A 14,720-nucleotide genomic window follows, 5' to 3' on the forward strand; every position below is an offset into this window, starting at 1 on the left:
TTTTTCTTGAACAACTGACACTTCAGAGCTTGTTGTTGCGCTGCTGGATCATCATGAACGTATCGTAGTTGTATTCCCCGATCTGTGCCCACAGGAAGTGCTCCTTGCGGAACGCCTTGATCGAATCCCAGATCTTCTTGAATGGGGCGTTTGTGGCTTCCATCTCGGCGTAGACCTCGTTGGTCGCATCGAAACAGGCCGACAATATTTCCTGGCTGAACGGCCGCAACTGTGCGCCGTTGGCAACCAGCGACTTCACCGCGCCCGGATTAACGTAGTCGTATTTCTGCAGCATGTTCGCATCGGTGGCCTGGGCGGCCACACGCAGCAGCGCCTTGTAGCTGGCCGGCAGTTCTTCCCACTTCGCCTTGTTGAACATGAAGTGGACCGTCGGCCCGCCTTCCCACCAGCCGGGGTAATAGTAGTAGGGTGCAACCTTGTAGAAGCCGAGCTTCTCGTCGTCATAAGGCCCGACCCATTCGGCGGCGTCGAGCGTGCCCTTTTCGAGAGCCGGATAGATGTCGCCGCCCGCGAGTTGCTGCGGCACCACGCCCAGTTTCTCGAGCACCTTTCCGGCGAAGCCTCCCACGCGGAACTTCAGGCCTTTGAGGTCGGCGACGGTGTTGATTTCCTTGCGGAACCAGCCGCCCATCTGCACGCCGGTGTTGCCGCCGGGAAGCCCATACAGGCCCTGGCTATCCAGGAACTCGTTGTAAAGATCGTTGCCGCCGCCCTGATAGAGCCAGGCGTTCATGCCGCGCGCGTTGAGCGAGAACGGAACCGCCGAGCCAAGCGCCCACGTCGGATCCTTGCCCCAGTAATAATATCCCACCGTATGGCACATCTCGACAGTGCCCGCCGCCGCCGCATCCGCCGCTTGGAGGCCGGGCACCAACTCGCCGCCGGCAAAGGGCTGGATAGTGAAATTGCCGTCGGTCGCTTCGGAGACATACTTGGAAAGCACGTCCGCGCCGCCATAGATCGTGTCGAGGGATTTCGGGAATGAAGAGGCAAGCCGCCAGTTGATTTTGGGATTGGTCTGGGCGATGGCCGGTGCCGCCAGCGTGGTCGCGGCGACCGCTCCGGCTCCTGCCAACCCGGCCTTGCCAATAAATGAACGGCGATCCATGTAGTTCCTCCCTTGGATGATCAGGAATGGCGGCCGGAAACCTTTGGAATTGTCCGGTCTTGCAGCATCAATACTGACAGAACAAAACACAGCGTCTGGAGCAAGTCCAGCGTCAACGGCGCGACGGTGCAGGTCTTCACTCGAACGCAAATCATCAGCCCCGGAGCCGCCGAACGATGATTTGCACCCTGTCGCACGGCTCTTGAAACTCTATTGGAAAGCGGTCCGAATTTCGCCTATTTATAGCGTAACGCCGTCTCCTCAACCGGAAGCATCAGATGCACCAGCCGCTCGTCGCCGTCTCCACGGACGTCAAACAGTTTGAAAACTACAGCTGGCATGCCACGCCAAGGCAGTATCTGGAGGCGGCGATTGCCGGCTCCGGCGTCTTCCCGGTGCTTGTCCCGAATTTTGGCGATCGTCTCGATCTCGACCAGCTTCTGCTGTCGGTCGACGGCGTCATGATCACCGGCTCCAAGTCGAACGTGCATCCCTCGCTTTATGGCGGCGACGCGAGCGAGGCGAATGGACCCTATGACCATGAACGTGATGCAACCACCCTGCCGCTGATCCGCAAGGCGATCGAGCACGGCGTGCCGCTGTTGGCGATCTGCCGTGGTATCCAGGAAATGAACGTCGCGCTCGGCGGCACGCTCGCAACCGAAATTCAGGAGCGGGAAGGCGCGCTCGATCATCGCGCGCCGGTCAGCGACAGCCAGGACGAACGCTTCGCCATCCGCCAGCCGATCACGATCAAGCCCGGCAGTTGCCTGGCCGATGTGTTCGGCGCCGGTGAGATCGTCGTCAATTCCGTTCACCGGCAAGGCGTCGACCGCCTCGGCTCGAATCTCCAGGTCGAAGCCCTGGCTAGCGACGGAACTGTCGAAGCCGTTTCCGTGAAGGATGCGCGCGCCTTTGCCGTGGGTGTGCAATGGCATCCGGAATATTGGGTGAAGTCAGACAACGTCTCGGCGCAGGTCTTTAAGGCGTTCGGCGATGCGGTCCGGCTGCATGCCGCCGCCCGCAGCAGCCTGCGTGACGCGGCCGAATAAGGCCCTTCCGCTTTCCCTGCTGCTCGATCAGGAGCGGACCACCGGCTTTCCCGTAGACTGCCTGACATGGAGTTCAGGCCGGATAAGTTCCTGCGAACGCCGCACCGGCTGGCCGTTGAGCTTGTCGAGCAGCGCGCTCGCCGCGCGCCGTCCGACTTCGCGCTGCCCGTTCCAGACAGTGGTGAGCGCGGGCGTGGCGATCGCCGCCTCCTCCAGATCGTCATAGCCTGTGACCGATATGTCCACGCCCGGTACGAGGCCGGCACGCGAAATGCCATTCATCAGGCCGATCGCCACCAGATCGTTCCAGCAGACGGCCGCCGTCGGCCGGTCCTTGAGCGCCAGGAACTGACCGGCGGCCTCGAAGCCCGCCTGTTTGGTGCGCGGCCCCGGAATGCGCCAGGTCGGCTTGACCTCGAGACCTGCGGTCTCCATCGCCGCGACGTAGCCCTGGTAGCGGTCGCGTCCGGTCGAGGTCTGGTCGGTGCCGCCGATCATGGCGATGCGCTTGTGCCCGAGCGAAATAAGGTGATTGGTGGCAAGGCCGGTGCCATAGGCATCATCGCCGCGAAACACCGGCACGTGCGCACCCTCGACGGTGCGGGCGATCAGCACAGCCGGCAGGCCGTTTTCCTCGGCCATGATGATGTCTTCGGGCGGCGTGCCGATCGCCGGCGACATGATCACCCCATCAGCGCCCAGTTGCAGCAGCGTGTCGATGAAGGTTCGCTGCTTTTCCAGCTGGTCGTAATGATTGGAAAGGATGAAGGTTTGCCGGCTGCGGTCGAGCTCGCTTTCGATGGAACGCAATATTTCCGCGAAGAACGGGTTCATGATGTCATGCACGACAACGCCGACGATCCCCGAGCGCGAGGTGCGCAGGCTGGCCGCACGGCGATTGTAGATGTAGCCGATCGCTCGCGCATGTTCCTTGATACGGTCGCGGGTGCCATCGGCGACCAGCGGGCTGTCACGCAGCGCCAAGGACACGGTGGCCGTCGAAACGCCAAGCGCGTCGGCGATGGTCGAAAGCTTGATCTTCTGAGCCAGAGCGTCCTCCAGGCAGGCAATCGATTTAAACTGTTTAAATCGGCCTTATGCCATCGAACGCTGTCGAATCAAAGCCTTTTTGCCAAGTCGCCATCTTCGGCGCTGGGAACGCTTCGACTTGCAAGCCGCAGCCTGTGTTCCCGGTGCACGATGTAGAGACCGCTGGCCACGATGATGCCGGCGCCGACCATGGTCCAGGCGTCAGGAAACTGGTCGAAGATCATGTAGCCAAGGCCGACCATCCAGACCATTTGCAGATAAGGATAGGGCGCGAGAGCCGTGGCCGTCGCCTGTCGGTAGGCCTGTATCAGCAGCCAATGGCCGAATCCGCCGAAAAAGCCGAGCATCAGCAGGATCGCGAGGTGAAAGGCGTCCGAGGGCATCGAGGCAGTGTAGGGCACCACCGGCAGCATCATCACCACAGGCGCGAGCGCCGAATAGAAGATGAGGCTCTCGGGCGTTTCCTTCGCGCCCATGTGCCGGGTCATGAGGACATAGAGGCTGTAGCTGACCATGGCAGTCAGCGCGTGAATATGCCCGATCTGGAAACTTCCCACGCCCGGCCTTGTGATGACGATGACGCCGACGAAGCCGACAAGAATGGCCAGCCAGCGCCGCCAGCCGGCCCATTCGCCAAGCAGCGGACCGGCAAGCGCGGTGATGACCATCGGCGCGAAGAAGAAGATCGAGGTTGTCTGGGCAAGTTGCAGCGTCTCCAACGCCTTGAAGTTGAAGAAGGTCGAGCCGAACAGGAAGACGCCGCGCAGCACCTGCAGCGGCAGGCTGCGGACGCGGAACATCGCCGGGTTGCGCCAACAGCGAAACAGCACCAACGCCAGCACCACATGTACCGTGAACCGCACCCACGACACGAATGGCGCCGACATGCCCGAAAGCACCAGATATTTTGCGCTGGCGTCGAGGCAGGAAAATAGCATGCCGGCGCCGAACACCAGCAGGATCGCCGAGAGCGGCGTTGCCGTTTCAGTTTGTGTGGAAGACGTGCTCACAAATGCCCGACCGACTGATTCTTGGCAATGAGCATCGCTTGCCGGCTATCGCGCGGGCAAGCCGGAAAGCTATGGTCCAGGCCCGAACGAGCGTTATTCTTCCAGTTCCATCGCCTCAGCCTCGACTTCCGCCTCGGCCGTCGCGCTGTCGGAGAGATTGGCTTCGATCTTGGAAAGCAGTTTTGCCAGCAGCTTCTGGTCCTTCTTGTCGAGGCCGCGAAAGGCAAGCTTTTCGGTTTTGCGGACAGATTTTTCGATGGCGCGGATCGTCTCGCGCCCCGCCTCGCTGAGGAAGATGTGGGCCTGTCGCGCATCGGCTTCCGAGGCGCGCTTTTCCAGAAAGCCCTGGACCTGCAGCCGGTTGATGGTTTTGGTGATGGTCGGCGGACGAACGCCCAATCTGGCGGCTAGCTGGCCTGGCGTTTGCCCATCCTGTTGGTCGAGCGCCAGCATCACCTGGTCCTGCCCGGCGTAAAATCCATGCGCCATCAGCCGGGCGGCAAGTGCGGTGCGCGACAGCCTCGCCGCCGAATGCAGCCGGCTCATCGTCGCGCTTCTGTTGGTCTTGGCCATTGCTCGTTCCACTCCTGGCCGCACCGATGCCCGGCGCGCAGAATAATTGCCGAAAGCTTGATGGCAATCGAAATTGCCCCCAAGGCACGAACGCCTAATGCCAGATACACATTTCATTTAGATGACAAACTAAATTCCACCCCGCCTGACACAAATCCGATGGTGCGAAACGGCGCTATTGGCACGTGCAAAACCGCAATCGCCGTCCTATATGGAGGCGACAATTCCCATCGAGGACCACAATGAGCGAAGCACAAACGCAGATTCCGGTGACGGTGCTGACGGGCTATCTCGGCTCGGGCAAGACGACGCTGCTGAACCGCATCCTCTCCGAAAACCACGGCAAGCGCTACGCCGTCATCGTCAACGAGTTTGGCGAGATCGGCATCGACAACGACCTGATCGTGGAGTCCGATGAGGAAATCTACGAAATGAACAATGGCTGCGTCTGCTGCACGGTACGCGGAGACCTGATCCGCGTCGTCGAAGGCTTGATGCGCCGCCCCGGCCGCTTCGACGCCATCGTGGTGGAGACCACCGGCCTTGCCGATCCCGTCCCGGTCGCGCAGACCTTCTTCATGGACGAGGATGTCCGCTCTAAGACCAAGCTCGATGCCGTGGTGGCGCTGGTCGATGCCAAGCATCTGCCGCTGCGCCTGAAGGATTCCCGCGAGGCCGAAGACCAGATCGCTTTCGCCGACGTGGTGCTGCTCAACAAGACCGATCTTGTCACGCCTGAGGAGCTGCGCGAGGTCGAGGCGACGATCCGCGCCATCAACCCCGCAGCTACGATCCATCGAACCACGCGCGCAGGCGTGAAACTCGAAGAGGTGCTCGACCGTGGCGCCTTCGATCTCAGCCGGGCGCTGGAAAACGACCCGCATTTCCTCGAAGCGCATGACGACCATGACCATGAATGCGGACCCGATTGCGACCACGACCACCATCACCACGGACATGATCATCATCACCACCACGATCACGACCATGGCGCTGCTTCGGCAATCCATGACGTGACGGTGCAGTCCGTGTCGCTGCGCGGCGCGGAAATGGACCCGAAGAAGTTCTTTCCGTGGATCGAGAAGATCACGCAGATGGAGGGTCCCAATATATTGCGGCTGAAGGGCATCATTGCCTTCAAGGACGATCCGGAGCGTTATGTCGTCCAAGGTGTCCACATGATCGTCGAAGGCGACCATCAGCGCGCCTGGAAGGACGGCGAAAAACATGAAAGCCGCCTCGTCTTCATCGGCCGCGAACTGGACGCCGAACGGCTGAAGCGCAGCTTCGACGCCTGTCAGGCGGCGTGATTCTCAATGCCCACAGTCGCCCCTCTTGATCTCGAAGGTCATTGCATCGCCGCCCTGTTCCTGGGCGGCGTTCCGCATTTCGCGCTGGCCGATGGCGTCGTTCACCGACTCGATCATGGCCACAAATGGACCGAACTGCATGAAGGCCTGCTTTGCGCCGACTACGATCCGGCTCAAGACCGTCTCATCACCGGCGGCGAGGACGGCAAGGTGTGTGCGCTGCGGCCCGGCGATACCGTCGAGGCGTTGGCCGAGATCGGGAAGAAATGGATCGCCAGCGTGGCAAGCGGCCCGCAAGGCGCGGTTGCTTTCGCCACCGGCAAGACGGCCTACGCGCGGCTCCCAGATGGCAAGGTCAAGGAGTTCGTCCACCCGCGCTCGGTCGAGGGGCTCGCCTTCGCGCCCAAAGGCATGCGTTTCGGGGTCGCTCGCTACAACGGCGCGACATTGCACTTTCCTGCAACCGAGGGAAAACCAGTGGAACTGGAATGGGCGGGCGCCCATACCGGTATCACCTTCTCGCCGGACGGCAATTTCGTCGTCACCACAATGCAGGAAAACGCGCTGCACGGCTGGAAGCTTGCCGACGGCAAGCACATGCGCATGAGTGGCTACCCGCTTAAGGTCAAAAGCCTGTCATGGAGCGCCAAAGGCAAATGGCTGGCAAGCTCCGGCGCGCCGGCGGCAATCGTATGGCCGTTTTCCGGCAAAGACGGGCCGATGGGCAAGGCGCCGCTGGAGCTCGGTACCCGCGGCAATACCGCCGTGACCTGCGTCGCCTGCCATCCTAGCCAGGATATCGTCGCCATCGGCTACAATGACGGCATGGTGCTCGCCGCCCGCTTCGCCGACCAGAAGGAGGTGTTGCTGCGTCGTCCCGGCAAAGGCGCCATTACTTCCATGGCCTGGGACGACGAGGAGCGACGCCTGGTTTTCGGTTCCGACGCCGGCGACTGCGGCGTGATCGATATCACCGGCTGAACCCGCAAAGGGCGCACCATTGCCTGCCCGCCAGCGGGCAGCTACAAACCAAGGCTTGCAGGGGCAATCAGGCAGGCAATCTTGGACATATCGAAGAGCAGGGCCGCAACACAGGGCGGCGTCAGTCTGGCGCGAATAGACGAGATTCAAGCGGCGGAGACGCGAGACTTCCGTGCCGCCCGCCCGAAATCCGAAGCGGCCATAGGCAACGGGCTGGCCGGCTTTTTCGGCGGCGTACCGATGCACTGGATGAAGGATTGGCCGACGCCGTTCCCCATCCTGGTCGAGCGCGCCAAGGGCGCCACCATCACCGATACAGATGGCAACCGGCTGGCCGATTTCTGCCTCGGCGATACAGGCTCGATGTTCGGCCATTCGCCGGAACCGGTTGCCCGCGCCATCCGTCGCCAAAGCAGGCGGGGCCTCACCTACATGCTGCCTTCCGAGGACGCACTGGTACTTGGAGGTTTACTGGCCGAGCGCTTCGGCCTGCCGCACTGGCAGATCGCCACCACCGCCTCGGACGCCAATCGTTTTGCGCTGAGGGTGGCGCGCGCGGTGACCGGCCGCTCCAGGATACTGGTCTTCAATGGCTGCTATCACGGCGCTGTGGACGAGACCTTCGTGCGCCTTTTCGACGGAAGGCCCGCCAACAAGGCCGGGCTTGCCGGTGAATTCCGCGACCTCACGCAAGCCACACGCGTCGTTGAGTTCAACGATCTGGCAGCCCTTGCGGCAGAGCTTGCGCATAAGGACGTCGCCTGCGTCATCACAGAACCGGTGTTGACCAATTGCTGCATGGTGCTGCCTGAGCCGGGCTTCCTCGAAGGTGTTCGCAGGCTCACCCGCGACAACGGCACGCTGTTGTTGATCGATGAAACTCATACGATCTCCACCGGGCCCGGCGGGTATACGGGAAAGCATGGGCTTGAGCCTGATCTGTTCGTGCTCGGCAAGCCGGTTGCCGGCGGCGTTCCGGCCAGCGTGTGGGGCATGAGCGAGGCGGTGGCCTCCAGCTTTGCCGAGTATAATCGCACGAAGGAGCCTGGCTATTCCGGCATCGGCACGACGCTCTCGGCCAACCCGCTTCAGTTCGCCGCCATGCGCGCGACGCTGGAAGAGGTCATGACCGAGGACAACTATGCCCATATGGAGAAGCTTGCCGCTCGGCTGGCAGACGGGCTCGAAGCGACGATCAAACGCCACGGTCTGCCTTGGCATGTCGCCCGCGTCGGCGCGCGCGTCGAGTTCATCTGCGCGCCCGGCCCGCTGCGCAATGGCAGCGAGGCGAGCGCCGCCCACGCGCCTGAGTTGGAAGCGGCGATCCATGTAGCTCTGGTCAATCGCGGCGTGCTGATTGCGCCCTTCCACAACATGATGCTGATCTCGCCGGCCACGAAGAAACGTCATGTCGACCGGCTCATCGCTGCCTTCGACGATATTGCGGTAAGGCTCGTGGCGTGAGACAAGCGGGCGAAAGGCCCCTCAACCGCCTGCCGGCACCTTCTCCCCGTATGCAGGGAGAAGGACGAGGCCGGATCGTCAGCGCCCCCCCTCGCCCCGTTTACGGGGAGAGGGTAAGGGTGAGGGGGCACACAAGCAGAGAAGCCAGATTCAATGACATCACCTTCCGGCTCGACCATTGACGAGGCAAAGGCATTTCTGGATGCGCATCCGGAGATCGAAGCCTTCGATATCGTGCTTACCGATGTGAACGGCGTCGGTCGCGGCAAGATCATCCGCCGCCATGAGCTGGCCGGTCTTTATGAGGGCGGCCGCCACCTGCCGATCTCGATCCTCGGGCTCGACATCACCGGCGAGGATGTGCACGAAACCGGACTGATCTGGGATTCAGGCGACGGCGACTTGCGTGCCTGGCCCATTCCCGGCACGCTGAAGCCGCTCCACGGAACCAGCCCGGCTCGCGGGCAGGTGCTGATGTCGATGTTCCATCTCGACGGCGCGCCGATGACTTCCGACCCGCGCCTGGCATTAGTGCGTCAGGTTGAGGCGCTTTCAGCCAAGGGCCTGCGCCCGGCCGGCGCCTTCGAACTTGAGTTCTTCCTGCTTGCCAATGAGCGCGACGCCGAAGGCCGCGCCCAGCCGGCAAATGCCGTGCTCGACGGCCGCGGGAGCGGCAAGACCGAGGTCTATTCGGTCGATCATCTGCATGGCATGGAGCCGCTGTTTGCCGACATCTACGCGGCAGCGGCCGCGCAGGACATTCCGGCCGAAACCATTATTTCCGAATATGCGCCCGGGCAATACGAACTGACGCTGCACTATCGCAAGGATATACTGCAGGCGGCCGATGATCTTGTCATGCTGAAGCGCATCGTGCGGGCGCAGGCGCGCCGCCATAGCGTGACGGCCTGCTTCATGGCCAAGCCTATCGAAAAATATGCCGGCTCGGGAATGCATCTGCACGTCTCGCTGCAGGACGATTCGGGTCGAAACATCTTCACCGAGGCGAAGGAAGGCAAGTGGTCGCCTACCCTCCTGCACGCGCTCGGCGGGCTTGCGACGACCATGGCCGAATCCATGCTGGTGTTTGCGCCGCACGCCAATTCCTGGCGCCGCTTCGTGTCCCAATCCTATGCGCCGATCGCGCCGACCTGGGGCGTCAACAACCGGTCGGTGGCCCTGCGCGTGCCCGCCGGCGACGCGAAGAACCGTCGCATTGAGCATCGCCCGTCAGGTGTCGACGCCAACCCCTATCTGGTCGCAACGACGGTGCTTGCCGGCATTTGCAAGGGCATCGACGAAAAGCTCGATCCCGGCCCTGAGACGACCGGCAACGGCTATGAACAGAAGACGTCTGGCGCAGCCATCCCGGCCGACTGGCGTGAGGCGATCGAAGCTGCGAAGGCCTCGGCGTTCCTGAAGGACGCGTTGGGCGAAGACCTGCACCGCACATTCACCGCCATCAAATATGCGGAGCTCCTGCGCGTCGCGCGCACGGTAAGTGAACTCGACTACCACCTCTACCTGCACGAGGTGTAGGGCGATTCCTTTGCTCGCGGGTAACGCTACCGTACCAGGATCGCCCTGAGATCGTTGACATTGGTGCCGGTCGGGCCAGGCACGAACAGCCCATCCACGGCATTGAACGCCGTCCAGGCGTTGTTGCCGGCAAGCATCGCCTTGGCGTCTATGCCGGCAGTGCGCATGCGCATGACTGTCTCGCCATCGGCAAAGGCGCCGGCATTGTCTTCCGAGCCGTCAATGCCGTCCGTATCGGCCGCCAGCGCATGCACGCCGGAGACGCCGTCAATCCCCAACGCAAAAGCCAGCAGGAACTCGCTGTTGCGGCCGCCCTTTCCCCTGGCCCGCAGCGTCACCGTGGTTTCGCCGCCGGACAGGATGAGCACCGGCTTGCGGAACGGCCTGTCGCGAGTAGCGACCTCCCGCGCGATCGCTGCGTGCACGGAGCCGACATCCCGCGCCTCGCCTTCGATCGAATCCGAAAGGATGATCGCCTCGACGCCTTGCCGGCGGGCTTCGTCCGCGGCCGCCTCGAGCGAGACGGCGGCCGACGCGATCAGCCGCACCTGGTTGCCGGCAAAGCGCTTGTCGTCAGGGCGAGGCGCGGCGGCTTGCGGCGTGTTCAGATGCGCCATCACCGCATCGGGCAGTTTCATGCCGTAGGCTGCAACAATCATGAGCGCATCTTCGCGCGATGCCTCGTCCGGCACTGTCGGGCCCGACGCGACCAGCGCCGGATTGTCGCCGGGAATATCGGACACGATGAGGGAAACCACTCGCGCCGGGTGTGCTGCCGCGGCGAGCCGTCCGCCTTTGATCGTGGAGACGTGCTTTCGCACCGCATTCATCGCCGAGATCGGCGCGCCGGAGGCAAGCAGCGCCTCATTGACGGCGATTTCGTCGGCAAGCGTCAGGCCCTGCGGAGGCGACGGCAAAAGCGCCGAGCCGCCGCCGCAGACCAGCGCGATGACGAGATCGTCCGCGCCCAATCCGCTCACCGCATCGAGCAATGCCCTGGACGCCGCAAGGCCAGCTTCATCCGGCACCGGATGCGACGCCTCCAGCACGCGGATGCGCTCGCAGGGCGCGGCATAGCCGTAGCGCGTGACGACGACACCGTCCAACGGCCCATCCCATGCCTTCTCCAATGCCGCCGCCATCTGCGCCGCGCCCTTGCCCGCACCGACGACGATCGTGCGGCCCTTCGGCTTCTCGGGCAAATGGCTACGGATCGTCAGTTCAGGATCGGCCGCGGCAACGGCGACGCGAAATATCGAAGTGAGGAAACGCTTTGGTTCAAGCTCGGTCACACTTACGCTCCACTCACGTTTTCGGCGGCGCAGGCGCCAGCGCATTACGGTCAAGCTTCAGATATTCACAAATCGCATCGACCACGACGCCGTGGTCCTGCCGCTCGGGCAGACCGGAAACGGCAATCACGCCAACGACGCCGGCACCGGCAACCCGGATCGGAAAGCCGCCCCCGGCCAGCACATAATCGGCAGGGTCCAGCCCCTCGCCGGGCGGAAAGGTGCGATCCTCTCGCCCCTTCTCCAGCACCATGCGGTAGGTGCTCTTGTGGAACATCTTCACCACATTGCCCTTGCGCCGCGCCCAGTTGGCGTTCGCCGCGGTCGAACCCGGCAGAGCCGCGTAGAACAGCGGCCGGTCCCAAAGCCGGATGTCGATGATGATCGGCAGTTTGTCGGCTAGCGCGCGCGTCCGGATGATGCAGCCCACCTCGAAGGCCGCGGCCTCGTCGAAGGTCGCAAACACCAGTTCCGTTTCCTGCCGGATGATTTTCGCGATATCGTCGGCGACGCTCATCAGCCTTTCCCGAAGGCAGTTGACGCCGGCGATGCCCAGCGCTGAAGTTGCGCCGTGTTTTATGACATGTGGGACGCCGGTCAAGCCCGTTCAGAGTGTGACCGGCTTAACGAGAGGTCCCCCTTCAGGAAAGGATCGACGCCATGGCGCTCTTGGCTGGCCGGCCTGCCACATAGACCTCGCGAACGGCCCGGTCGTCACCAAGCGTCTGCAGGAGGAAAAGCTCCTCCGCTAGCGTTTCCACCGTTTCCATCCTGAGCTGCATGGTCGGCGTCGCGCCGGAATCGAGCACGATGATGTCGGCATCGGTGCCGACATCAAGCGTGCCGATCCTGTCATCCAGCGACAATGCCTGCGCATTGCCGAGCGTTACCTGCCAAAAAGAGGCGAGCGGGTTGAGCTTTTCGCCGTTCAGCGCGATCACCTTGTAGCCTTCGTCCATGGTGCGCAGCATCGAATAGTTGGTGCCACCGCCGACATCCGAGGCGGCGGCGATGCGCACCGGCTTCTCGCGCGTGCGATAACGCTGGTAGTCGAACAGCCCCGAGCCGAGGAAAAGATTGGAGGTCGGGCAGAACACAGCAACCGATCCACTGTCCGACAAGACATCGGCCTCGCGCTCGGAAAGATGGATGCTGTGGCCGAGCAGCGTCCTGCGACCCAGCAGGCCGTAGTGGGCATAGATGTCGGTATAGTCCTTCGACCAGGGGTAAAGCTGCTGGGTGAAGGCGATCTCGGCATGGTTCTCCGACAGATGCGTCTGCACATGCAGGTCGGGAAATTCCCGCGCCAGCGCTCCCGCCATCTCCATTTGCTCGGGCGAGGAGGTAATGGCAAAGCGCGGTGTGATGACATAATGCTGGCGGCCCCTGCCGTGCCATTCGGCAATCAGCGCCTTGGTGTCGTCATAACCGGATTGCGGCGTATCCAGCACGGCCGCCGGCGCGTTGCGATCCATCATCACCTTGCCGGCAAGGACCAGCAGGTTGCGGTCATGCGCTTCGGCAAAGAAGGCTTGCACGGATTCCTTGTGCACCGAGCAATAGGCGACGACCGTCGTCGTGCCGTGGCGCACCATCTCGTCGACGAACAGCCGCGCGATGCGGCGGCCATGCTGCGAATTGTTGAACTTCGATTCTTCGGGAAACGTGTAGGTGTTCAGCCAGTCGAGCAGTTCCGCGCCATAGGAGGCGATGATCTGCATTTGCGGCACATGCACATGCGCGTCGATGAAGCCCGGCAGCAGCAGATGCGGCCGATGATCGATGGTCTGTACTCCCGCCTCGGCCTGCGCGGCGACATCGGCATAAGCGCCGGCCGCGACGATCCGACCGTCCTTCAGAAGAAGGCCGCCGTCCTCCTCATAGGCATAGGCGCCATGGTCATCGACGCTGTCAGGCCAGCGAATGAAGCTGAGCGTGCGGCCGCGCAGAAGAGTGGTGGTCATTGCTGTGTCTTCTTTCCTGCGTCTTCGAACCACGTCACCAGCAGCGCGCGCTCCTGCGGCGTGATCTCAGTGACATTACCGGGCGGCATCGCATGGCTGCGGCCAGCCTGGAGGTATATTTCCCGAGCGTGGCTGGCGATCGCCGCATCCGTCTCCAGCACCACGCCCTTCGGCGCATGATAGATGCCTTCATAGACCGGTTCGGCCGCATGGCACATCGAACAGCGGCCAAGCACGGTGTCCCGCACCGCCGGGAAATGCGTCGAGGTCACGAACACGTCTTCGCCGGCGGCGACCTTCTCCTCGCCGACCAGAACCTTGGGCACGGTCGACAGCCAGATGATGACGATAAACAGGATCGCGGCCGCGAGCCAGGTCCAGGTCGGATTGCCCTTGCGCGCGTGGGCGGTGTTGAAATAGTGGCGGATCAGCACGCCGATGATGAAGATCAGCGACGCGATAACCCAGTTGAACTGTGTGCCGAACGCCAGCGGATAGTGGTTCGACAGCATCAGGAACAGCACCGGCAGCGTCAGATAGTTGTTGTGCAGCGAGCGCGTCTTGGCGATCCGGCCATATTTCGCATCGGGCGTACGGCCGGCGATCAGGTCGGCGACGACGATCTTCTGATTGGGAATGATGACCAGGAAGACGTTGGCAGACATGATGGTGGCGGTGAATGCGCCAAGATGCAGAAAGGCGGCGCGGCCCGTGAAGAGCTGCGTGTAACCCCAGGCGATGGCGACCAGCACCGCATAGAGCACGAGCATCAGCCAGGTATCGTTCTTTGCCAGCGGCGACTTGCAGGCAAGATCGTAGATGAGCCAGCCGAGGCCGAGCGAAGCCAGCGAAATGAGGATTGCTACCGTCGGCGACACATCGAGCACGTTGCGGTCGATCAGGAAAAGGTCCGCACCCGCATAGTAGACGATGGCCAGCAGCGCGAATCCTGTCATCCAGGTGAAGTAGGCTTCCCATTTGAACCAGGTCAGGTGCTCCGGCATCTGCGCCGGCGCGACCAGGTATTTCTGGATATGATAGAACCCGCCGCCATGGACCTGCCATTCCTCTCCATAGGCGCCTTTCGGCAGATCGGGTCGCTGGCGCAGACCGAGATCGAGCGCCACGAAGTAGAAGGACGAACCGATCCAGGCAATCCCGGTAATGACATGCGCCCAGCGCACGCCGAAACTCAGCCAGTCCCAAAAGATCGCGAAATCGGTCATCGACAGCCCTCCTAAGGTCTCCGCGCCGAACCAGCACAGGAACCTTGCAAAACATCCAAATCGACGCCCACTCCCCTTTCCGAAATTCGATTCGGATTTTTGCAGTCATGCGTCCGATTGCCGACTTTAA

Annotated in this window: 13 protein-coding genes; 5 read left to right on the plus strand and 8 right to left on the minus strand. The window is 62.5% G+C overall.

Features of this window, described 5'->3' with window-relative positions:
- Positions 1-22: 22 nt before the first annotated feature.
- A complete protein-coding gene (locus tag ACLKMW_RS20620) occupies positions 23-1,129 on the minus strand; it encodes a TRAP transporter substrate-binding protein (protein ID WP_415726400.1) in 1,107 nt (368 codons plus the stop codon).
- 278 nt (positions 1,130-1,407) lie between these two features.
- Between ACLKMW_RS20620 and ACLKMW_RS20625 the strand changes: the two genes are divergently transcribed.
- Positions 1,408-2,181, plus strand: a complete 774-nt coding sequence (locus ACLKMW_RS20625; RefSeq protein ID WP_415726401.1) for a gamma-glutamyl-gamma-aminobutyrate hydrolase family protein — start codon at positions 1,408-1,410, stop codon at positions 2,179-2,181.
- Positions 2,182-2,208: 27 nt separating this feature from the next.
- Here the strand turns inward: ACLKMW_RS20625 and ACLKMW_RS20630 are convergent, their stop codons facing one another.
- From ACLKMW_RS20630 to ACLKMW_RS20640, 3 genes are all read right to left on the minus strand, one after another.
- Positions 2,209-3,231 (minus strand): LacI family DNA-binding transcriptional regulator, encoded by a 1,023-nt coding sequence (locus ACLKMW_RS20630; protein ID WP_415726446.1) that lies wholly within the window; start codon positions 3,229-3,231, stop codon positions 2,209-2,211.
- A 68-nt stretch (positions 3,232-3,299) separates the two neighbouring features.
- Positions 3,300-4,241, minus strand: coding sequence for a DMT family transporter (locus ACLKMW_RS20635; RefSeq protein WP_415726402.1), 942 nt, complete (start codon positions 4,239-4,241; stop codon positions 3,300-3,302).
- 93 nt (positions 4,242-4,334) lie between these two features.
- Positions 4,335-4,814, minus strand: a complete 480-nt coding sequence (locus tag ACLKMW_RS20640; protein ID WP_415726403.1) for a MarR family winged helix-turn-helix transcriptional regulator — start codon at positions 4,812-4,814, stop codon at positions 4,335-4,337.
- A 242-nt stretch (positions 4,815-5,056) separates the two neighbouring features.
- Here ACLKMW_RS20640 and ACLKMW_RS20645 point away from each other — a divergent pair, with 242 nt between their 5' ends.
- From ACLKMW_RS20645 to ACLKMW_RS20660, 4 genes are all read left to right on the plus strand, one after another.
- Positions 5,057-6,124, plus strand: coding sequence for a CobW family GTP-binding protein (locus ACLKMW_RS20645; RefSeq protein ID WP_415726404.1), 1,068 nt, complete (start codon positions 5,057-5,059; stop codon positions 6,122-6,124).
- A gap of 6 nt (positions 6,125-6,130) precedes the next feature.
- A complete protein-coding gene (locus ACLKMW_RS20650) occupies positions 6,131-7,105 on the plus strand; it encodes a WD40 repeat domain-containing protein (RefSeq protein ID WP_415726405.1) in 975 nt (324 codons plus the stop codon).
- Between the two features lie 81 nt (positions 7,106-7,186).
- Positions 7,187-8,569, plus strand: a complete 1,383-nt coding sequence (locus ACLKMW_RS20655; RefSeq protein ID WP_415726406.1) for an aspartate aminotransferase family protein — start codon at positions 7,187-7,189, stop codon at positions 8,567-8,569.
- A 153-nt stretch (positions 8,570-8,722) separates the two neighbouring features.
- Positions 8,723-10,108 (plus strand): glutamine synthetase family protein, encoded by a 1,386-nt coding sequence (locus ACLKMW_RS20660; RefSeq protein WP_415726407.1) that lies wholly within the window; start codon positions 8,723-8,725, stop codon positions 10,106-10,108.
- Between the two features lie 26 nt (positions 10,109-10,134).
- Here ACLKMW_RS20660 and ACLKMW_RS20665 read toward each other — a convergent pair whose 3' ends face one another.
- The 4 genes from ACLKMW_RS20665 to ACLKMW_RS20680 all read right to left on the minus strand — a co-directional run bounded on the left by ACLKMW_RS20665 (position 10,135) and on the right by ACLKMW_RS20680 (position 14,590).
- Complete coding sequence (locus ACLKMW_RS20665) at positions 10,135-11,400, minus strand: glycerate kinase type-2 family protein (RefSeq protein WP_415726408.1); 1,266 nt, start codon at positions 11,398-11,400, stop codon at positions 10,135-10,137.
- Between the two features lie 13 nt (positions 11,401-11,413).
- Entirely contained in the window at positions 11,414-11,917 is a 504-nt protein-coding gene (locus ACLKMW_RS20670; RefSeq protein ID WP_415726409.1) for a heme-degrading domain-containing protein, read from the minus strand.
- Positions 11,918-12,041: 124 nt separating this feature from the next.
- Positions 12,042-13,364, minus strand: a complete 1,323-nt coding sequence (gene guaD / locus ACLKMW_RS20675; RefSeq protein ID WP_415726410.1) for a guanine deaminase — start codon at positions 13,362-13,364, stop codon at positions 12,042-12,044.
- A complete protein-coding gene (locus ACLKMW_RS20680; RefSeq protein WP_415726411.1) occupies positions 13,361-14,590 on the minus strand; it encodes a urate hydroxylase PuuD in 1,230 nt (409 codons plus the stop codon). The genes guaD and ACLKMW_RS20680 overlap by 4 nt, the downstream gene beginning before the upstream one ends.
- Positions 14,591-14,720: the final 130 nt, after the last annotated feature.

Origin of the sequence: Borborobacter xinjiangensis, from assembly GCF_047739745.1 — a bacterium.
Taxonomy (GTDB): Bacteria; Pseudomonadota; Alphaproteobacteria; order Rhizobiales; family Rhizobiaceae; genus Pseudaminobacter.